General features: G+C 63.6%; 17 protein-coding genes. 8 read left to right on the forward strand and 9 right to left on the reverse strand.

Translation table 11 applies throughout. The features are described 5' to 3' along the window. Positions 1 to 93 precede the first annotated feature (93 nt). Positions 94 to 642: a histidine phosphatase family protein gene (locus tag CGZ66_RS21020; RefSeq protein ID WP_095087464.1), complete on the reverse strand. Its 549-nt coding sequence runs from the start codon at positions 640 to 642 to the stop codon at positions 94 to 96. Between the two features lie 96 nt (positions 643 to 738). Further along, positions 739 to 3,759 (reverse strand): caspase family protein, encoded by a 3,021-nt coding sequence (locus tag CGZ66_RS21025; protein ID WP_095087466.1) that lies wholly within the window; start codon positions 3,757 to 3,759, stop codon positions 739 to 741. Positions 3,760 to 3,871: 112 nt separating this feature from the next. Between CGZ66_RS21025 and CGZ66_RS21030 the strand changes: the two genes are divergently transcribed. The 3 genes from CGZ66_RS21030 (at position 3,872) to CGZ66_RS21040 (ending at position 7,619) form a co-directional block, all read left to right on the forward strand. Further along, positions 3,872 to 4,819 carry an AEC family transporter gene (locus tag CGZ66_RS21030; RefSeq protein ID WP_095087468.1) on the forward strand — a complete coding sequence of 316 codons (948 nt, stop codon included), beginning with the start codon at positions 3,872 to 3,874 and terminating at the stop codon, positions 4,817 to 4,819. A 227-nt stretch (positions 4,820 to 5,046) separates the two neighbouring features. After that, entirely contained in the window at positions 5,047 to 6,504 is a 1,458-nt protein-coding gene (locus CGZ66_RS21035) for an NAD-dependent succinate-semialdehyde dehydrogenase (protein WP_095087470.1), read from the forward strand. Between the two features lie 92 nt (positions 6,505 to 6,596). Beyond that, a complete protein-coding gene (locus tag CGZ66_RS21040; protein WP_095087472.1) occupies positions 6,597 to 7,619 on the forward strand; it encodes an aldose epimerase family protein in 1,023 nt (340 codons plus the stop codon). 8 nt (positions 7,620 to 7,627) lie between these two features. On the opposite strand, the gene CGZ66_RS21045 is transcribed toward CGZ66_RS21040, so the two are convergent. Continuing rightward, on the reverse strand, positions 7,628 to 8,551 hold the full coding sequence (locus tag CGZ66_RS21045; RefSeq protein WP_095087474.1) for a sugar kinase: 924 nt from the start codon (positions 8,549 to 8,551) through the stop codon (positions 7,628 to 7,630). 151 nt (positions 8,552 to 8,702) lie between these two features. Between CGZ66_RS21045 and CGZ66_RS21050 the strand changes: the two genes are divergently transcribed. Both CGZ66_RS21050 and CGZ66_RS21055 read left to right on the forward strand, forming a co-directional pair. Continuing rightward, positions 8,703 to 9,152, forward strand: coding sequence for a FixH family protein (locus tag CGZ66_RS21050; RefSeq protein WP_095088046.1), 450 nt, complete (start codon positions 8,703 to 8,705; stop codon positions 9,150 to 9,152). 7 nt (positions 9,153 to 9,159) lie between these two features. Further along, on the forward strand, positions 9,160 to 10,359 hold the full coding sequence (locus CGZ66_RS21055; protein WP_095087476.1) for a cytochrome-c peroxidase: 1,200 nt from the start codon (positions 9,160 to 9,162) through the stop codon (positions 10,357 to 10,359). Between the two features lies 1 nt (position 10,360). On the opposite strand, the gene CGZ66_RS21060 is transcribed toward CGZ66_RS21055, so the two are convergent. Continuing rightward, positions 10,361 to 10,813 (reverse strand): Lrp/AsnC family transcriptional regulator, encoded by a 453-nt coding sequence (locus CGZ66_RS21060; RefSeq protein ID WP_027029407.1) that lies wholly within the window; start codon positions 10,811 to 10,813, stop codon positions 10,361 to 10,363. A 162-nt stretch (positions 10,814 to 10,975) separates the two neighbouring features. Between CGZ66_RS21060 and putA the strand changes: the two genes are divergently transcribed. After that, positions 10,976 to 14,584, forward strand: coding sequence for a bifunctional proline dehydrogenase/L-glutamate gamma-semialdehyde dehydrogenase PutA (gene putA, locus CGZ66_RS21065; RefSeq protein WP_095087478.1), 3,609 nt, complete (start codon positions 10,976 to 10,978; stop codon positions 14,582 to 14,584). A 12-nt stretch (positions 14,585 to 14,596) separates the two neighbouring features. Here putA and CGZ66_RS21070 read toward each other — a convergent pair whose 3' ends face one another. Genes CGZ66_RS21070 through CGZ66_RS21090 form a run of 5 tightly spaced genes read right to left on the reverse strand, consistent with a single transcriptional unit; the run spans position 14,597 to position 19,065 of the window. After that, positions 14,597 to 14,968 carry a bleomycin resistance protein gene (locus CGZ66_RS21070; protein WP_095087480.1) on the reverse strand — a complete coding sequence of 124 codons (372 nt, stop codon included), beginning with the start codon at positions 14,966 to 14,968 and terminating at the stop codon, positions 14,597 to 14,599. A gap of 1 nt (position 14,969) precedes the next feature. Continuing rightward, positions 14,970 to 15,284 carry a heme-degrading protein HmuQ gene (hmuQ, locus tag CGZ66_RS21075; RefSeq protein WP_095088049.1) on the reverse strand — a complete coding sequence of 105 codons (315 nt, stop codon included), beginning with the start codon at positions 15,282 to 15,284 and terminating at the stop codon, positions 14,970 to 14,972. Positions 15,285 to 15,330: 46 nt separating this feature from the next. Then, positions 15,331 to 16,422 (reverse strand): energy transducer TonB family protein, encoded by a 1,092-nt coding sequence (locus CGZ66_RS21080; protein WP_342586867.1) that lies wholly within the window; start codon positions 16,420 to 16,422, stop codon positions 15,331 to 15,333. A 1-nt stretch (position 16,423) separates the two neighbouring features. Then, positions 16,424 to 16,855 (reverse strand): hypothetical protein, encoded by a 432-nt coding sequence (locus CGZ66_RS21085; RefSeq protein ID WP_095087481.1) that lies wholly within the window; start codon positions 16,853 to 16,855, stop codon positions 16,424 to 16,426. A 5-nt stretch (positions 16,856 to 16,860) separates the two neighbouring features. Continuing rightward, entirely contained in the window at positions 16,861 to 19,065 is a 2,205-nt protein-coding gene (locus CGZ66_RS21090) for a TonB-dependent hemoglobin/transferrin/lactoferrin family receptor (RefSeq protein WP_167392191.1), read from the reverse strand. Positions 19,066 to 19,266: 201 nt separating this feature from the next. On the opposite strand from CGZ66_RS21090, the gene hemP reads away from it, so the two are divergent. Both hemP and CGZ66_RS21100 read left to right on the forward strand, forming a co-directional pair. Beyond that, positions 19,267 to 19,473 carry a hemin uptake protein HemP gene (hemP, locus tag CGZ66_RS21095; RefSeq protein ID WP_095088056.1) on the forward strand — a complete coding sequence of 69 codons (207 nt, stop codon included), beginning with the start codon at positions 19,267 to 19,269 and terminating at the stop codon, positions 19,471 to 19,473. A gap of 22 nt (positions 19,474 to 19,495) precedes the next feature. Continuing rightward, positions 19,496 to 20,557 (forward strand): hemin-degrading factor, encoded by a 1,062-nt coding sequence (locus CGZ66_RS21100; RefSeq protein WP_095087485.1) that lies wholly within the window; start codon positions 19,496 to 19,498, stop codon positions 20,555 to 20,557. Positions 20,558 to 20,566: the final 9 nt, after the last annotated feature.

The raw sequence follows: 20,566 nt of genomic DNA on the forward strand, positions 1-20,566 counted from the left end.
GACGGAGGACGCGTTCGCGCGCATGATCCAGGCGTGGCAAGTCCGCATCGATGCGTGGCTGCTCACCGACGCGTCAGTCGGTCATCGCCACGACTAGAACGTGACCCGGCCGAGCACGCGCAGCCCATCGCCCTGCGGCTCGACGATCACGGCTTCGCCTTCGCGGGGCGAGACGCCGGTCAGCGCCACGATGTCTTCCAGATGGGTGACCATGACCAGATTGTCGGAGCCGGAATAGGCGCGGATTTCCTTCATGATCGCCGCGATCTGCGCCGCCTTCTGCGTCTCATCCCCCTTCAGGAGATCGAGCGGCGCAAACAGCTCCGGCTCGGCCTCGAAGGCGATGCGCGCGGTGTCGAGGCAGCGGCAATAGCGGCTGGACAACACCCGTTCGATGGGTGCCGCCCGCGCCGCAAACAAGGCGCCGATCTTGCTCGCCTGCTGCTTGCCGCGCGCCGACAGGTTGACCTGGGTGGCACAGCTGTCGATGTCGAAATTGGCCGGATCGGTGGTGCCGGTGACCATGGCATGGCGAAGTAGCACGACATGGCCGCCGTCGCGTAACAGCGCCCAGCCAGCGTCCGTTGCATGGGCCGCGGCCGGGATGGCGATGAGAAGCAAAGCCAACAAAAATCGAATCATAGGCTATCCTTCTCCGGTTCCCGGCATGGGCTCCGGTGACTCGACATATAGGGACGGTAAAGCCAGCCGAAAGACAAGGCGCGGTCGGACAGAGCCCTACTTCTTCGCCAGTTGTTTCTTCACCAGATCGATCTTCTGGTCGGTCAACGGGATGGGCATCGTATAGCCGGCTTCGGTAAAGCCCTGCTTGGCGTTCTCGAAGAATTCGATCGCCTTTCGATATTCGGCCTTGCCGCCGCCATAGCTGGCGCGGTTCCAGTGGATGTCGCCGAGATTGTTCTGTTCGAAGGCCCACTGCATCGGCTGGCTTTCGCGGGTGAACACCTTCAACGTTGCCGTGAAGGCGGCCTCGGCATCGTTGAGATATTTGTCGGTCCGCTGGAGATTGCCGAGGTTGAGAAGGCTCATGCCGATGCCGTTCTGCGCATTGGCCCAGTCCACGGGGGCGGCTTCGACGGTCAACACTTCAAGTGCCGCCCGCCGCGCGGCGATGGACTCAAGCAGGGGTTTGGGGTCGGCATTGCTCATGCTCAGCCAGTGCAGCGTCGAGCCAAGGCCGGCCTGGGCCAGCGCCCATTGCCGCGGGTTCGTCTCGCGCTTGTATTCGCGCAACGCATCGCGGTAGGCGGCGATCGCCTCGCCATAGTGTTCCGGCTTGTCGGTCACGCCGCCAAGCAGCTGCAGCGTGTTGCCGAGATTGTAGTGGCTCATTGCCCAGTCGAGCGGGAATTTCCGTCTGACATAGACCTGTCGGGCGGCCTGGAACGCCGCCGCCGACTGTTCTAGCCTGGCCGCGTCGCGGGTGCGCTGGCCAAGCGTCTGGTAGATCGAACCGAGATTGTTCTGCGCCGACGCCCAGTCCATCGGAAAACGCTGCCGGGTAAACACCGTCAGCGCATCGTCATAGGCCGCCGCAGCCTCCTCAAGTGCACTGGTGCCCAAGTCGAAGCGGGCGACGCCGCTTAGGGCGTTGCCGAGGTTGAGCCGGCTGGTGGCCCAGGAGACCGGGAAGGTTTCACGGGTTCGCACCTCGAGAGCGGCGCGGAAGGCGTCGGCCGCCGCGTTGATCTTTGCCTTGTCGTTGAGCTGGATGCCAAGCGACACAAGCGTGTTGCCGAGATTGTTCTCGACCATCGCCCATTCCACAGGCGCCTTTTCGCGCGTGTATTCCTCAAGCGCCAGCCGGTAAGCCGCCTCCGCTTGCGTCAGATGCTCGCCGGCGGCCTCGCGCTCGGAAAGCGCATAGAGCGCCAGGCCGAGATTGTTCTGCGAAGCGGCCCAGTCGAGCGGCACCTTATCGCGCGGGCGCTTTTCGAGGGTGGCGCGCATTGCCGCCACCGCTTCATTCAGGCGCTTCGGGTCGCTCTCGCGTTCGCCGATCTTCAAGAGCACATTGGCGAGGTTGTTCTGCGCGGCGGCCCAGTTGAGGTCGTCCTTCTCGCGCTCGAACACGATGAGGGAATCGCGAAAAATCTGTGCCGCTTCGTCGAGATGAGCGGTTTCGGTCTCGCGCTCGCCGATGGTCTGCAGCACCACCGCCATGTTGTTGCGGGTGATCGCCCAGTCGCGATTCTGTTCGCCATTGGGGATGAAGTTCAGGATGATGCGATAGGCCTCGATGGAGCGCTGCAGCGCATCGAGATCGCCGGAGGCATAGCCATAAGCATTCAACGCCTCGGCTTCCTGGTTCTTGTAGTTCCAGCGCAGCTTGTCGTCCCATTTTTCGGCCAGCGAAAACGCCTTGGCGTAGTCGCCGGCAGCGGACTTGTAATCGAAGACCAGCGCTGAGGCATCGGCGCGCCTGACGTAGATCGCGGCATCGGCGAGGCGCTTCTGCTTGACGAGATCTTCTGCTTCATCGACCGCAGCGCCTGTCTGCTCGACCCGGCCGACCGCGTCATCGAGGAATTTACGCGCCGTCACGATGGCGCCCTGGGCGATGGCCTTGTCGGCGGAAGCGACGAGGCGTTTGATCTCGGGATCGTCGGTGCGCAACGCCGCGCGCTCGGACATCATCTTCTTCAGGCGCTCGGCCTGGGCATCGAGCACCTTTTGCAGATCTGTCGGATCCTCGGGGATTTTTTCCGTGCCAAGCGCCTTCAGCACGCCATAAAGCGCGTCGAGCGGCACGCCCTCCTGCAGCGAGGCCAGTTCCACCTGGGCCCGCTTCGGGTCGGGCAGGTCGGAAATGGTCAACAGCAACTGCCGCCGCTCGCCGGTGATCAACCCGTCGTCACCGGTCGGCTCCGGTGGCGCAATGCCGAAATAGAGCAGGCGGCGCAGGCTCTCATTGACCCAGGGGCGCTGCTTGGCCTTGGTGTCGAGGTAGACCTCCTCGGTCACCATGCGCATGACCGAGCCGAACTCGGTGCCTTTCATCGCCGCGAGGTGGCGCAGCAGAGCGGCCGCGTAAGGGCTGTTTTCGCCAACCGCGCCATCGAGTGCCGGGCGACCGGGTTCGGCGGCAAAGCCGACCACGGTCCCCAGGCTCGCGTCTGTCCCCGCCGCGTTGCCGAGGGCCTTGGCACCACGCACCGGTTCCAGGCCGCCAGCGCCAATCTGCGATGCGGAGGCGGTCGGGGCGCGCCGCACCACTGCGTCCGCCGGAAACGGATTTGTGCGGCATGCATCGAGCAGCACGATCGCCACCGGCACGGTCGTCTTCAAGGCACCCATGACGGCGGAAATCGGCACCAGGGCCGCGTCGGCATCCTTCAGGGACGATATGTCGGCATCGACCGGTACCAGATAGTTCTCGCCGCCGGCCTCGATGCCATGACCGGAATAGTAAATGAAGGCGACATCGGCGCCTTCGGCATCCTCGGTGAATCGCTCCAGGTCGCGCTTCAGCTTGGCGGCGTCGCGGTCGGTGACGTTACGGGCGTCGAAGCCGAGGTCGGTCAGCATCTTGGCCATGTCGCGGGCGTCGTTGGCCGGGTTGGGGAGGGCGGCGATATGTTCGTATTTCGACTGGCCGATGATCAGCGCCACACCCTTCAGGCTTTTCGTTTCGGCGGCCTGAAGCGCTGTCGCGGCAAGGCAAAACAGGGCAGTGGCGAAAGCTGTCAGCCACGCCTGCCGGAAAAGATTACGCTTCGAAGTTTCGACAAAGGCCATTTGTCGTTCGCGCCCGCCCCGGTGATCCAAACCCTCTATAACGCTGCCAGCCGACCATGATCAAATTCAGGCGCGATTGCGCCACGATCGTGGCTCGCCTATCACGGGAAAAATGTCTCCGCTCACCGAAACCGTCCTGTTCGTCTTCAGCCTTGTCGCGCTCGGCTGTCTCGCCGGGTTCACGGGGTATCTCAGACCGGCGAGCGGCGAGGGGATATCCGATTTCGCGGTCAGCGTGGCCATGCCGCTGCTGTTGTTCCAGACCATGGTGAACGCCGATTTCCATGGCGTCGCGCCATGGTCCCTGTGGGGCGCCTATTTCGCGGCAGTAGCGATCACCTGGGCCGCTGGCCATCTCGTCACCACGCGGATCTTCGGACGGGATGCACGTGCCGGGGTCGTCGGCGGCGTGTCGTCGGCCTACTCCAATGTCGTGCTGCTCGGTGCCCCCTTCATTCTCGGCATATTCGGCCCGAGCGGCTTCGAAGTGCTGTCGCTGCTCGTCTCCGTCCATCTGCCGGTCATGATGATGGCGTCGATCGTCCTGTTCGAGATGTTCGGCCGGGGAGGCAGCGAGCCTATGCACCCCTTGCGTATCGTCCGCAGTTTCCTGCGGCGGCTCTTCATCAATCCACTGATCATCGGCATTCTGGCGGGACTGGCATGGCGCCTCAGCGGCGTGCCGCTGCCCGACCTTGCCATGCGACTGGTCGATGCGCTGGCCGATACGGCGGGGCCGGTGGCGCTGTTTGCCATGGGGCTCAGCCTGCGCCGCTTCGGCATTTCGGGGAATGTCCGTCCGGCGCTGGCGCTTTCGGTGCTGAAGCTGTTCCTGATGCCGGCGCTGGTTCTCGCCTTCGTCTGGCTGCTCGGCCTGCCGCCCTTGACGGCGAAGGTGGCGGTCGTGATCGCGGCGCTGCCATCCGGCATCAATTCCTATCTCATCGCCGTGCAGTTCAACACCGGCCAGGCGCTGGCATCGAACCAGATGACCATCGCCACGGCCTGCGCCGCCGTGACGACTGCTTTCTGGCTGACGGTGGTGCTCCACGTTTTCTGACAGGTTATGCTGATATTCAGACAATGTCGGCCTGCGATCTTCATGCCATATGTCGGCCTGCTCTCGCCTCGGGCTGGCCCAACCCCTATATGCCATGTAGCGATTGCTTGCGGGCCTTGCCCTAGGTAAAGAGCAGTGGCTCCGGCGTGCCGGCTTCAGTTCCATGGCGCACGCTCACCGAAGACTTCACAGACCGGCCCGTCAGTGCGCCGAACGGAGGATAGACCATGCTTCAGAAAACCAGCCATTTCATGCGGCAGGCCAATCTCATCAACGGCGAATGGGTGCAGGCCGACAGCGGCCAGACGGTCGACGTCAACAACCCGGCCACCGGTCTCAAGATCGGCACTGTGCCGAAGTCGGGCAAGGCCGAGACCCGCCGTGCCATCGAGGCCGCCGAAGCTGCCTTCAAGTCGTGGCGCAAGACGACCGCGCTCGAGCGCTCGAAGCTGCTGCGCAAGCTGCACGACGCGATGATGGACAATCAGGACGTGTTGGCCGAATTGCTCACCATCGAGCAGGGCAAGTCCCTGTTCGAGTCCAAGGGCGAGATCGGCTCGGCCGCTTCCTACATCCTGTGGTTCGCCGAGGAAGGCCGCCGCACCTATGGCGACGTCGTGCCCTCGCCATGGGCGGATCGCCGCATCCTGGTGACCAAGGAACCGGTCGGCGTCATCGCCGCCATCACGCCGTGGAATTTCCCGTCCTCGATGCTTGCCCGCAAGCTCGGACCGGCGCTTGCCGCCGGCTGCACCGCGGTCGTCAAGCCGGCCTCGCAGACCCCGTACTCGGGTCTGGCCTGGGGCGCGCTCGCCGAGGAAGTCGGTTTCCCCAAGGGCGTCATCAACATCCTGACCGGTTCGGCCAGCGAGATCGGGGATGAGATCTGCGCCAATCCGCTGGTGTCGAAGATCACCTTCACCGGATCGACCGAGGTCGGCAAGCTTCTCATCCAGAAGTCCTCGGTCACCGTCAAGAAGGTGTCGATGGAGCTTGGCGGCAACGCGCCGTTCATCGTCTTCGACGACGCCGATCTCGAGCGTGCCGTCGCCGGCGCGATCACCGCCAAATACCGCAATTCCGGCCAGACCTGCGTCTGCACCAACCGCTTCCTGGTTCAGGCCGGCGTCTATGACAAGTTCGTCGAAAAGCTCGCTGCCGCAAGCAACGGGTTGAAGGTCGGTTCCGGCCTCGAGGACGGCGTGCAGCAGGGACCGCTGATCGACGAAAAGGCTGTCGAGAAGGTCGAGGAGCTGATTGCCGACGCGACTGCCAAGGGCGGCAAGATCGTCGCCGGGGGCAAGCGTCACGCGCTCGGCGGTTCGTTCTTCCAGCCGACGGTCATCGCCAATGCGACGCCCAAGATGCGCTTCATGAAGGAAGAAATCTTTGGCCCGGTCGCACCGGTGTTCAAGTTCGAGACCGAAGAGGAAGCCATCGCGCTCGCCAACGACACCGAATTCGGCCTCGCCTGCTATTTCTACACCGGCGATCTCGGCCGCGCCTTCCGCGTCATGGAAGGGCTGAAATACGGCATGGTCGGCGTCAATGAAGGCCTCATCACCACCCCCGAGGCGCCGTTCGGCGGCGTCAAGGAATCCGGCCTCGGCAAAGAAGGCGGACATCAGGGCATCGAGGACTACCTCGACACCAAATATGTCTGCATCGGTGGCCTCGGCCTCTGATAGACTAGCTCCAAGCGGGCAGGTCTGTGACCTGCCCGCTTGCGTCGAGAAAACCAGCCGAAATTCTCTGAATCAACTGGCGTTTGCGAGCATTGCGAATGAAGGACGGTGAGGTTTTCGGTACGACGCAGGCAGGCGAGCCGGTGCGTCGCTTCGCGATCAGGGGTGGCGGTCTTACCGCCAACATCATCGGGCTCGGCGCAATCATCCAGGATTTGCGCCTCACCGGACACGATGCGCCGCTGGTGCTCGGCTACAACAATTTGGCAGCCTATGAGACTGACACTGCCTTCTTCGGCGCCGTCGTCGGCCGCTATGCCAATCGCATCCGGGACGGCCGCTTCACCATCGCCGGCCAGCGCTACCAGACCGAACGCAATTTCCTGGACAAGCACACGCTGCATGGCGGCTCGCAAGGCTATTTCCACCGGCCGTGGACGGTTTCGCTGCATGGCAGGGATTTCGTCACGCTGACGCTGCATGATCCCGACGGCACGATGGGCTTTCCCGGCGCGCTCGACGTCACCTGCACCTACCGGCTGAAGATCCCCGGCACGCTCAGCGTCGAACTCACCGCGACCTGTGAGGAGCCGACGCTGTGCAACCTCACCCAGCATTCCTATTTCAACCTGGATGACGGTGGCGCCGGCGACATTCTCGACCACAGGATGATGCTGAATGCCGGCGCCTATCTGCCCGTCGATGGCGACATGATCCCGACCGGCGTGGTCAAGCCGGTTGACGGGACGCCCTTCGATTTCCGCCAGGCGCGGCCGCTACGCATGGAGACTGAGGGCGAACAGCTGCCCTATGACCAGAATTTCTGCCTCGCTCCAACGCGCGGGCCGCTCAAACAGGCAGCTTGGACGCAAGGGGCGAGTTCCGGTGTCGAGATGGAGGTCTGGACAACGGAGCCCGGCGTCCAGCTCTACACCGGCCAGTATGTGACGCCGCGCAAGGGGTTGGAAGGGCGAGACTACAAGGCCTTCTGCGGTTTCTGCCTGGAGCCGCAGGTCTGGCCGGATGCTCCGAACCGGCCATATTTCCCGCAGGCGACGCTGTGGCCGGGCGCGATCTACCATCACGTCACCGAATACCGCTTCCGGCTGCCGTAGTTTTCAGGTCATTCGTTCTCGAACGCCGCTCGTAACGTCTCAAATGGCGCCAGCGCGCCGCGCACCTGTACTACGGCTGCGGCGACGCGGTGCGCGCGCAATACGGCATCCACCGGGGCGTGACCGGCGAGGCGTGCGGCCAGATAGGCGCCATTGAAGGAATCGCCCGCGCCGGTTGTGTCGACGGGTGCGGCGACATGGATCGCCGGCACGTCGTGCGATGTTCCGTTGTCGGCAATCAGTGCCGGCGCCTCGCCGTTCTTGACGACAACTTCGCTGACCAGTTGCCCAAGCCGGGCGGCGGTCGCTTGCGGCGTTGCATCGCCGAACAGCATCTGCTCATCGGGAAAGGTCGGCAAGGCGATGTCGGTGACGGCAAGCGCTTCGGCAATCGCTGCCTGCGCATCCTCGCGCCGGCGCCAGAGCCGCGGCCTGTAGTTGGGGTCGAACGCGACAGTCGAGCCTGCCGCCCGCGCCCTGGCCACGGCCGCCAGCAGCGTAGCCCGCGCGGCGTCGTCCAGAATTGCCAAAGTAATTCCGCTGAAGTAGACAAGCGCCTGATTTTCTAGGTTTTTCGACAATGCCGCCGGATCGGAGGCGAGCTGCCGGGCGGCGGCGTCGCCGCGCCAGTAGGTAAAGGAACGCTCGGCGCCCGTCAGCGTGATCGCATAGAGGCCGGGCCGCGCCCCGGCTATGACCGGGCTGGAACCGATGCCGATGCCGTTTTCAGCGAAGAAAGCGATCTGGCCTTGCGAGAAGGGATCGTCACCAAAGGCTGAGACATAGGTTGCTGGCCGCTCAGTGCTCAACGCGTGCAGCGCCCACAGCGTGTTGAACGTGTCGCCGGCAAAACCCATGCGCCAGTTCGGGCCTGTCTGGCCAGAGAGTTCGAGCATGCATTCGCCGATCGAGGCGACGCCGTTTCCCGCCATCTACAATCCTCCAGTGATCCCGGTGCTGTAGCTTTTTGCCACGGGCAGCGCCATGCTTGGCAAGCAGGGTTTTTTCCGCCACAGCGTTTTCCCACAGGCCGGCGGGATGCGATCCGTCCGGCAAAGCGTTGTCTGCAGAAGAGGAACCGGTTTGGCATCGTTATGGCGTTACCTTTTGGCGGGTCTTGGTCTGGCTGCCTTGCTGGTCGGCATTCTTGCGGTCGTCTATCTGACGGCGCCGCGATCGTCGCAGCCTGCCGGCCCGGATGTCTCGCGGACGAAGAACACCGACAACGGGCTTTTCGTGGCAAGTTTTTTGCCGGAGCGGGGCGTCGTGCGGCAAGGCGAACTGGAATCCTGGTTGCTGACCCTGAAGACAAAGGCCGGCGCGCCGGTGGAGGGGGCCGCGATCGCGATTTCCGGTGGCATGCCGCAGCACAATCACGGCCTGCCGACCAGCCCGCAAGCGACCGACTATCTCGGCGACGGGCGCTATCGGATCGAAGGGGTGAAATTCACGATGAGTGGCTGGTGGCAACTGCACTTCGCCATCTCGGCCACGGCCGGCTCGGACACGGTGCTGTTCAACGTGGTGCTGTGAGCGACCGATGAGGCACTTTCCACGTTTTCTGGCGCTGTTGGCGGCCATCATCCTCGCTGGTTGCGGCAAGCCGGATTTTTCCGACGCCGAGAAGAAGACCGTCGCCTCGCTGGCACTGTCAACGCTGCCGTCCCTGAAGCCAGACTCCACCAACCGCTTTGCCGATGTGCCGGCGGCCGCCGCACTCGGCTCGACGCTGTTCTTCGATCAGGGGATGAGCCGCGACGGCACGGTCTCCTGCTCGACCTGCCACAAGATCGACCGCCAGTTCCAGGACGACCTGCCGCAAGCGGTCGGCGTCGGCCACACCAACCGGCGCACCATGCCGCTGGCGGGCGTGGCGCGCGATCCCTGGTTCTTCTGGGATGGCCGCCGCGACAGCCTGTGGGCGCAGGCGCTGACGCCGCTCGAAAATCCGCTGGAGCAGGCGGGAAACCGTACCGCCTATGCGCATTACATGAAGACGCGATTCGGCGAACGCTATGAGCGCATCTTTGGACCGCTGCCCGATTTTTCCGGCATGCCGTTGAATGCAAGCCCACTCGGAACTGATGCCGAGAAGGCAGCCTGGAACGCGATGAGTGATACGCAGCGCAACGCGCTCAACGGCGTCTATGCCAATATCGGCAAGGCGATTGCCGCTTTCGAACGGTCGATCGAGCCGGCGCCGACGCGCTTCGACCGCTTTGCGCTGGATCTCGGCACCGGCGCCGAGGCGAAAGGCGATGCCGCCTTTTCCCAGGAGGAAATCCTCGGGCTGAAACTGTTCATCGGCAAGGCCAATTGCGTGACATGCCACAATGGGCCACGCTTCACCGACAACAGTTTTCACAACACCGGCGTGCCACCCGTTGCGGATCTGCCGCCCGACCGCGGCCGCATCGATGCGGTACGCCAAGTCGAGGCCGACCCGTTCAACTGCCTCGGCGCCTATCGTGACGGCGACGCCAGCGCCTGCGGCGAGTTGCGCTTCATGGTCAAGGATGGGCCGCAGCTGATCCGGGCCTACAAGACGCCGTCGCTGCGCGGTGCCGCCACGCGTCCACCCTACATGCATGCCGGGCAGTTTTCGTCGCTCGAGGAGGTGGTCGCGCATTACGCCAAGGCCGCGCCCAGTGTCGAGGGAACATCCGAAATCCATCCGCTGGAACTGTCGGATCGCGAACGTGCGGCGCTGGTGGCCTTCCTGAAGACGCTGACCGAGTGATCTACCGATCCTTGACCGTCTCCATCGCCACGAAGGTCGAGGTCTGGGCGACATGGGGCAGGGCCGAGATGCGTTCGCCAAGCACGCGGCGATAGGCGGCGATGTCCCTGGTGCGGACCTTCAGCAGATAGTCGAAGCTGGACGCCATCATGTGGCATTGCTCGATCTCCGGTACCGCCTGCACGGACCGGTTGAAGGCATCGAGTGCTGCGGATCGGGTGTCGGACAGTTTCACCTGGACGAAGGCGACATGACCTTCGCCCATGCGCTCGCGATCGATGATCGCCTGGTAGCCCCTGATGTAGCCGTCCTTCTCCAGCCGTTTGACCCGCGCCTGCACCGGCGTCTTCGACAGGCCGACCTTTGCCGCCAGTTCGGACATCGAAAGCCGGCCATCACTTGCCAGCGCCGACAGGATATTCCGGTCGATGCGGTCCAATTGGTCTTCTGTCATCGAAAACACAGTCCATATGCCAAAACTAGACCGTAATGTTAGACCGAATGGCCTAAAATGTCGATTTCTTCGGACCGACTGAAATTCGCACTTGTGCTAGCTTGCGCCATTCGGTCCGGTGACCGCCGGCCCGATCCCCTTTGCTCGATCCACGGGACCGCCATGCCACTAGATTCCATCCGCCAGCAGATCCGCGCCAACTATCTGCCCGACGAAGATGAGGCCGTGCAGCGACTGGCCGAGGCGACGGAGCTTTCCGCGAAAGACCGCAAGGCGATCTCGACCCGGGCCGCCGATCTGGTGCGGGCGGTGCGCGGCTCGTCGGACCCCCGGCTGATGGAAGTCTTCCTTTCGGCCTACGGCCTTTCCACCAAGGAAGGCGTGGCGCTGATGTGCCTGGCCGAGGCGCTGCTGCGCGTGCCCGACACCGAGACGATGGACGATCTCATCGCCGACAAGATCGCGCCGCACGACTGGTCGGCGCACTCGGGCGGTTCGAGCTCCATCTTCGTCAACGCCTCGACCTGGGCGCTGATGCTGACCGGCCGAGTCCTCGATGAAGGCGAGGGCGGCATCGAAGGCACGCTGCGCTCCATGGTGCGCCGGCTGGGCGAGCCGGTCATCCGCAAGGCGGTGGCGGCGGCTATGCGCGAGATGGGCGAGCAGTTCGTGCTCGGACGCACCATCACCGAGGCCGTCAAGCGCGGCCGGCCGATGACGCAGAAGGGCTATCTCTATTCCTTCGACATGCTGGGCGAAGCCGCACGCACCGAGGCCGACGCGTTGCGTTATCACAAGGCTTATGCCGACGCGATTTCCTCGCTCGATTCCGGTTCTAACGGCCCGGACATCCGCCAGAATCACGGCATCTCGGTCAAGCTCTCGGCGCTGCATCCGCGCTACGAGGTGGCGCAGAAGGACGAGATGCTGCCTGTCATGGCCGAGCGGCTGTTGTCGCTGGCGCTGGCCGCGCGACATTCGCGCATGGGTCTCAACATCGACGCCGAGGAGGCCGATCGCCTCGATCTGTCGCTCGACGTCATCGAGCGGGTGCTGGCCGAGCCGGAGCTTGCCGGCTGGAACGGCTTTGGCGTCGTCGTCCAGGCCTATGGCCCGCGTGCCGCCTTTGCCATCGACTGGCTCTATGCGTTGGCCAAGAAATACGACCGCACCATCATGGTGCGGCTGGTCAAGGGCGCCTATTGGGACACCGAGATCAAGCGGGCGCAGACGCTCGGGCTTACCGGTTATCCCGTCTTCACCCGCAAGGCCAACACCGACGTTTCCTACATGGCATGTGCCAAAAAGCTGCTGTCGATGACCGACCGCATCTATCCGCAATTCGCCACCCACAACGCCCACACCGTCGCCGCCATTTTGTCGATGGCCGGGGACCGCGATTCCTTCGAGTTCCAGCGTCTGCACGGCATGGGCGAGGCCCTGCACGAGACGGTGCGCAAGGCCGAAGGCACGCGCTGCCGTATTTATGCGCCGGTCGGCGCGCATTCCGACCTGCTTGCCTATCTGGTTCGGCGGCTGCTGGAGAACGGCGCCAATTCCTCCTTCGTGCATCAGCTGACCGACGAGGAGGTCGAGCCGGAGGACATCGCCCGCGATCCGCTCGAAACGGTCGAGAGCCAGGGCCCCGCCGCCAATCCGGCGATTGCCCGGCCTTCCCAGATCTTCGGTGCTGGTCGCCGCAATTCGAAGGGTTTCGATATCACCGACACGGTGACGCTGGCGGCGATCGACAAGGCCAAGGCTGCGTTCGCCGGCCCCGATCGCTGGCATGCCAAGCCGATCACGCGGGCCGCCGGCTATGGCAAGCAACGGCCGATCGTCAATCCGGCCAAACCCGCGGAAGTCGTCGGCACGGTCAGTGAAGCCGCCGCCAAGCAGGTGGCGACCGCCGTGCGCATCGCCGTGGAGGCGCAGCCGGCCTGGGCAAAGCGTCCTGTCGCCGAGCGCGCCGCCATCCTCAATCGCGCCGCCGATCTCTATGAGGCCAACGCCGTCGAGTTCTTCGCACTGGCCACCCGGGAAGCCGGCAAATCTCTGGCCGACGGTGTGGCCGAGGTGCGCGAGGCCGTCGACTTTCTCCGCTACTACGCGGCCGAAGCGGCCAATGCCGAACCGGGCACGCAGGCGCGCGGCGCCATCGTCTGCATTTCGCCGTGGAATTTTCCGCTCGCCATTTTCACCGGCCAGATCGCGGCGGCACTTGTCACCGGCAATTCGGTGATCGCCAAGCCTGCCGAGCAGACGCCGCTGATCGCGTTCCGCGCCGTCGAAATGCTACGCGAGGCCGGCGTTCCGGAAGACGTCATCCAGCTTCTGCCCGGCGACGGCCCCTCGGTCGGTGGCCCGCTGACCGCTGACCCGCGCATCGCCGGTGTCTGCTTCACCGGCTCGACCGAGGTCGCCAAGCTGATCGAAAAGCAACTGGCCGAGACCGCCGCGCCCGACGCCATGCTGATCGCCGAGACCGGCGGCTTGAATGCGATGATCGTCGATTCCACCGCGCTGCCCGAACAAGCGGTGCGCGACATCCTGGCCTCGGCCTTTCAGAGCGCCGGCCAGCGCTGCTCGGCGCTGCGCGTGCTCTATGTGCAGAAGGATGTCGAGAAGAAGATGCTTGAGATGCTGAAGGGCGCCATGGAGGCGCTCAGCATCGGCGATCCCTGGCGGATTTCGACCGACGTCGGGCCGGTCATCGACGACGAGGCGCAGACTTCGATCCGCGAGTACTGCACGAAGATGGGCCTGCAGGGCCGGCTGATCGCCAAGCTCGAGGCGCCGAAGGATGGGCGGTTCGTCGCGCCACACGTCTTCCGGGTCAAGGGTATCGAGGACATGGAGCGCGAGGTGTTTGGGCCAGTGCTGCATGTCGCCACGTTCGACGCCGACGAGATCGACGCGGTCATCGCCGCCATCAACCGCAAGGGCTATGGCCTGACCTTCGGCCTGCACACCCGCATCGAGGGCCGCGTGCAGCATTTCGTCGACGGCATCCATGCCGGCAACATCTACGTCAACCGCAACCAGATCGGCGCCGTCGTCGGTTCGCAACCGTTCGGCGGCGAGGGGCTGTCGGGCACCGGGCCGAAGGCCGGCGGCCCGCACTATCTCCGTCGCTTCCGCAAGGGGCCGGAGGCCGGCACGCACATTGCCGAAGGCCACAAGGTGACGGCGACCGAGCTTGCCGACAATCTGCCCGATCCGGCATTGGGCGGCTGGTCGACGCGGCCCGACCGGATTGCCATCCTGAGGAAGCATCTGCGCGGCAAGGGTGCCGCGGCCATTGGCGCCGCCGCCGGCATCGACTTCGGCCAGGTTGACCTGCCCGGCCCGACCGGCGAAGCCAACACGCTGTCGCTGTCGCCGCGCGGACGGGTTCTGTGCCTCGGTCCCGATCAAGACACGCTGCTTGCCCAAGCGATCCAGGCACTCGCCGCCGGCAACGCGGTGCTGGCCGTTGCACCGGGCGCACCGGCGGCGCTGTCTGCGCTGACCGGCAAGGGCCTGCCGCTGGCCGCCATCGACGGCCGTCCGGATCCGGTCGAAGCGCGCTCGCTGCACGTTGACGTCGTCGCCTTCTCGGGCACACCGGAGGCTGCCCGCATCGTGCGCAAGGTCATCGCTGACCGCTCAGGGCCAATCGTGCCGCTGGTCAGCGAGGTGCTCAACCCGGCGGCCTATGCGCATGAGCGCGCCGTCTGTGTCGACACCACCGCAGCGGGGGGCAATGCCAGCCTGCTGGCCGGCTCCTGACGGGCCGGCTGCTCACACCTCTTCGGGTGCGCAGCCGAACTTCAGCAGATTGCCGTGTGGGTCCCGGATATGGAATTCCTTCATGTTCCACGGCCGCACCGTGAACGGACTGAGTTGCCTCACACCGCGCCCTGAAAATTCGGCATGCAGCGCCGGCACCTCGCCGCCCCTGATATAGCAGGAGGAAACTTCGGGAAGTTTGCGGTCATCGCTCTTCCAGAAATGGATCTCGATGTCTCCCCGGCGCACGATCAGATAGTCGTCCATCTCCGGCTCGACGACACCAAAGCCGAGCTTATCGCGGTAGAAATCGCGCGTTGCCTCGATGTCGGGCGAGGGCAGGATCGGAATGCTGCGCGCAGGATCTTGGGCAGGCATTGCCATCTCAGGCCCCTTCCACGACGGAAAAGCCCTCGAACTGCGGATGGCCGAGATAGTGGACTTTCGTGGTGCCGACATTTCTGTGGGCGGCGCGGAAATTCTCGGACTTGGTCCAGGCGACGAAATCATCGCGGCTCGCCCACACCGTGTGCGAGGCAAACAGCGTGTAGCCTTCGGCCTCGTTGACCGGGCCACGCAGCAGATGGAACTCCCGGAAACCTTTCATCTGTGCAAGGCTGGAATCGCGGTTCTTCCAGACGGCTTCGAAATCGGCTTCCGAGCCGGTCTGCACCTTGAAGCGGTTCATGGCGATGTACATGGAGGTTCCTTTCATTCGGGTGTTGATCGTTGACGCCGCGACAGTTTCAAAATGGGCCGATTTCGGCCTCGAACGCTAAACTCTTGCTCGCGGCCTGTGGTGGAATTGGAGAAAAAGGAGCTGCCTTGCGCACGATGCCGAGCGCGACCTTGTCGAAGTTCGGCGATCCAGAGCTTTGCACAATGCGCAGGTCATCAATGCCGCCGCGGCTGCCGATGACGAATGTCACAACGGCATTGTTGCGAGCGGCCAACTGTACCGAAGGCGGGACGCCGCGATTGACACGGCTGAGCTTTCGGAAGACGTCGCCGCGGTAATTGTCTTCCGCCGCGCTGCCTGCCTCCTTCTGTTTTTTGCCCTTGCTGGCCGCCTGCGCCAATCGGTCCTGGCCATTTGCCGTGCCACGCTTCTCATCCGCTTGGCTGGTGCTGGGCGGGGCGGCTGCCGGAGTTGGCCTGGCGCTGGGAATCGGTGGCTGCTCCGGGACGGCGACAGGCTCGGCCTGAACGGTCGGCTGTGGAGGGGTTTCAGTCTTTGCAACGATGCTCTTGTCATCGGCGCGCGGGGCTCTCGCCACCAGAATGTCCGGCGTGACGAAAGGCTGTTTGACAGGCGCTGACAAAGGCTCGACCGGCTGTTTGGCGGTTTCTTGAGCAGGTTGAGACGGCTCTGTTGGTGGCGTCGGCCTGGCCGCCTTTGAAGGCTCTGATTTGGTCGGCCGTGGATTGGGCACCAGCTTGATATTCACAGCCGCCGGATCCTGGTCCAGTGCGCTGCCGACCACCTTGTCTCCAGACTGATCACTGCCTTCCGACCGGATGGCGTCCTGGGAATCGAATGTCCCCGAGGGCGAAATCAGAAAACCCGCCGCCACCGCCGCATGGAGCAAACAGGAGACGATGATCGCCGCCGTCCATTTGCGGTTCCAGGCAGATGGCCGCGGCGGCGCAAGCGGCTCGGTTGGCACGATCGCCAGTTCGGCGCCGGGTTCGGGGAGGGGACTGATGTCACGCATGTCGCGGGACGAGACCTGCAGCGACCCGTGCGGACTTGTCAAATCAAGATCGCTTGGTCCAAACGACAAGCCGGCCAGGGGCCGTGCCACCGTGCTTTGCAGGAATGCGGGATGCAGTCCCATCTCAGACGCCGAAGGCGATACCGGTCTTGGTGTCGGTCTTGAGCTTGCGCATGCAGGCGTTCGGTTCGACGGCAGCGCCGGCGCATTCCGTCGCGCTGTTGATCAGCACACGGCTGACCTTGGCGCAGTCGGTGCCGGCCAGATCGAAGCGTGTCACCTTGGTCTTGCCCGCAGGCAATTCCTTGAAGTCGAGCACGGTCAGCCGGTCGACGACGCCTGTCTCGTTGAACAGGGCGATCTCGAACGCCGCCTTGGAGAGGTCGGCGCCGAGGTTGTTGCTGACCACGAAGGTCAGGCGGCAGCCCTTGTCGGAGGCTTGCGCGCCGTTGAGTTCGAGGGCCAGCGCCGACTGCTCAGCCCACGCCGAAACCATCGCAAGCGACATCGCCAACGTCGAGGTGAGCAGACGAAGGGATGTCCTCAAGCTCGTCATTGCCGTCAGCGTCCAAATCGCATCGTTGCCGCCAGCTTCAGCGTTATGCCCGGTTCATAGACCACGACCGTCGTGCTGCCGTTCAAAGGATTGGCGTATTTGACATCGAACAGATTGTCGGCGCGGAAATCGACCTTCAGATTGTCGGTCGCCTGATAGCTGGCGAAGGCGTTGACCAGCGTATAGTTCTTGGCCACTGCATTGCCTTTCGGCTTGCCATTGTACTGCACTTCGCCACCGACGGTCAGCTTGTCCTCGAGGAAGCGCAGGCCGAGTTGAGCCGTGACCTGTGAGGACGGGATGGTGGCAAGGTCTGCCCGGTCGCCTTCATAGGATATGGTGTGACCATTGATGATGGAGGCGGAAAGTCCGGCGTAGCCCCATGCCGCATCGTAAACCCCCTCCATCTCGAAGCCGTCGATCTTGGCCTTGGCAAAATTCTGGTACTGGAAGCAGATCGGGATGCCTGGGCCGAACGGGCAGCCGCTGGTCGGGTCGAACGGCGACAGCGTCACGCCGTCGATATAGTCATCGACATTGTTGTTGAAATAGGCCGCCTTGATGCGAAGCGCGTCGCCGGCCTCCAGGATGTCATTTTGCTTGTAGTTGACGCCGAATTCCGTCGTCTTGCCGGTTTCAGGCCGCAGATTGGGATTGGGCAGGAACGGGAAGGAAACACCGGCCGGATGGTTGCCGCTGATCAGCGTCTCCGTCAGCGAGGGCGAACGGTAGCCTTCCGCATAGGTGCCATAGAATTGCAGGCCGGCAAGGCCAGCGCTTTCGAAGGGCGAGACGCCGACAGTGATGCGCGGCGACACTCTATCGCCGGAAGTTTCGTGGGTATCATCCTTCAAGCTGTAATTGTCGTAACGCAGACCGGCGATGACTTCGAGCCAGTCCCAGGTGAGCTTGTCCTGGACATAGGCGCCGGAAACGTTGCGCTTGCCGGAAGGCGTGTAGAAGCTGTCACCACCGGCCGTGCCGCCGGTCTTGACGTTGTCGCCCGCCCAGTCACCGCCATAGGTCAGTTCGTGCGCGATGCCGGCGGTCTCGAATCTGGACGTGTTCCAGATGTCGATGCTGGTCGTGCCGACATCGAAGGTCGAGGTCGAACCTGTCGGCAGCACCACAGGCAGGCCAGTGACCGGATCGAAGCGTTTTAGCGGGACGAGGCTCGTCAGGTCGACGTTGGTCTTGTTGTAGGAGGTGTTGATGTGGAGATCGAGCCAGCTCTTGTCTTCGTCGGTGACGTTGTAGCGGGCTATGAATGTGTTCGACTTCAGGTCCACATCATTCACCGGCGCGCCACCGCTGATCTCGTTCCAGCCATCGCTTGAGCCGACCCAGCCGAGCTTCAGCTCACTGTTGTCGGTCGGTCGGATGGTGGTCTTGAGCAGGCCGCTGAGCACGTCGAAGCCAGTGCCCTTGACGCTGTCGCCATCGCCATCCTTGTAGTCGTCATAGTTGCGGTAGACGATGTTGCCGAGCGCATCCCAGTTCTCGTTGAAGCGATGGGCGCCGGATGCGCTGGTGGTCCAGCCCTTGCCATTGCTCTCATAGCTCCCGGTGACGGAGCCAGCCCATGTCTCGTTCGGCTTGAGGAAATCCTCGGCATCCTTGGTGTCGAAGAAGACCACGCCGCCGATGGCGCCCGAGCCATAGGTGTTGGCGACAGGACCGCGGATCACGTCGACGGATTTGACGAGCTCAGGATCGATGTAGAAGGTCGACTGCGTGCCGTGGTCGGAACGCTGGAAATTCTGGCGGGCGCCGTCGACGATAACCGCGACGCGACCGAAATCCTGCAGGCCACGGATGTTGATGCTGGTGCTGACACGCCTGGCGTCGGCCTGCGCCGCGACACCGGGCACACCAAGCAGCATCTCGTTCGGCGTCGTCGCCATGCGGCGGTCGAGTTGTTCCTGGTCGATATGGCTGGCCGAAGCCAGCGATTCGATCGCTGTCTCGCCGGTGCGGCTCAGCACCAGGATCTTGTCGAGCAGTGTTGCGCCCGCCGGGGCGGGCCTTGCCTCTTCAGCCTTCGGTGATTGCGCCGCTTGCTGGGCGCTGGCTGGTGGCGCCAGCAAAGCGACTGCCGCGACGCTTGCCAGCAAGGCTGCCATTGCTCTTGCCGTGGATCGCCCGCCGAGACCCTCATCAGACGGGCCAGTGTCAAACCGGCCGCGCCATTCCCAATTCATCAACCCCATGCCCCAACTCCAAAGTCCAGGTTCGGTGCTGGCTGGCCTGGGGCTCGCTGGCGTTTTTTGATCGTGTCCGGGGTCTTAAATGTTGACTCATTTACTCCGGTATTGCACTGACTAGTAAACATGATTATTATAGTCAAGAAATTAATCGGCATTTATGCAACGCCTGGCCAGGCGCCCGGCACAGGAAAGGGATCGATCCAGATGAACACACACAATCCCAATGACTTTCGCTATCGCGTCCGCCGTTCCGACGACACCTCCGCCCGTTTAGACCGGGTTCCGCTGGCGGTGCGAACGCTGTCCAGCAACACCCTGTTCCAGGGCGAGCACGAGATCGGCATCGAGCATCATGGCGCGCTCTACCGGCTCAAGATCACCCGCCAGGGCAAGCTCATTCTCAACAAGTAAGGCAAGGCAGTAGGGACGAAACATGGACCAGCGCGTAAAACCCGCCCCGCATGAAATCCGGCGGGCACGGACAGAGAATCCGAAGACGCGCGAGCGTGATCTGGCTGCCCAGCTCGGCATTTCGGAGGCCGAGCTCATCGCCGCGCATTGCGGCGACGGGGTTGTCCGCATCGAGCCGCGCGTCAACGATCTCCTGACCGGCCTCGAAGCAGTCGGCGAAGTCATGGCCTTGACCCGCAACGAAAGTGCGGTGCACGAGAAGATCGGCGTCTACGACAAGATCGTCACCGGCAACCACAATGCCATGGTGCTCGGCGAAAACATCGATCTGCGCATCTTCCCGAAAGTCTGGGCGCACGGCTTTGCCGTGGAAAAGCGCGATGGCGACGACATCCGCCGCAGCCTGCAGTTCTTCGACGCGGCGGGCGAGGCGGTGCACAAGGTGCATCTGCGGCCTGGCTCCAGTCTCTATGCCTACCAGAAGCTGGTCGCCGCGCTCGAATCGTCGAACCAGGAGTCGACGATCGACATTTCTGGACACATCCCCGACGACGAGGTCCATGGCGGGGAAACCACCGCCAATCTCGACGATCTGCGCGACCGCTGGAGCCGGCTGACCGACGTGCACCAGTTCTTCGGCATGCTGAAGACGCTGAAGCTCAGCCGCCGGCAGGCGGTGCGCATGGTCGGCCAGGACTATGCCTGGCTGCTCGACAATGACGCCGTCCGCGTCATGTTCCATCATGCCTCCGAGGGCGAGATGCCGATCATGTGCTTTGTCGGCAATCGCGGCTGCATCCAGATTCACTCCGGTCCGGTCAAATCCATCAAGCCGATGGGGCCATGGATCAACGTACTGGATGAGACCTTCCACCTGCACTTGCGCACCGACCACATCCATGAGGTCTGGGCGGTGCGCAAGCCGACCAAGGACGGTCATGTCACCTCGCTCGAAGTCTATGACGCAGACGGCAAGATGATCATCCAGTTCTTCGGCAAACGCCACGAAGGCGAGAGCGAGCGCGACGACTGGCGATTCTTGGCGGAACACCTGCCGCGCATCCCAAGCCCAACCGCAGCCTGAGGACGATAC

The organism is Mesorhizobium sophorae (assembly GCF_002270415.1).
Lineage (GTDB): Bacteria > Pseudomonadota > Alphaproteobacteria > Rhizobiales > Rhizobiaceae > Mesorhizobium > Mesorhizobium sophorae.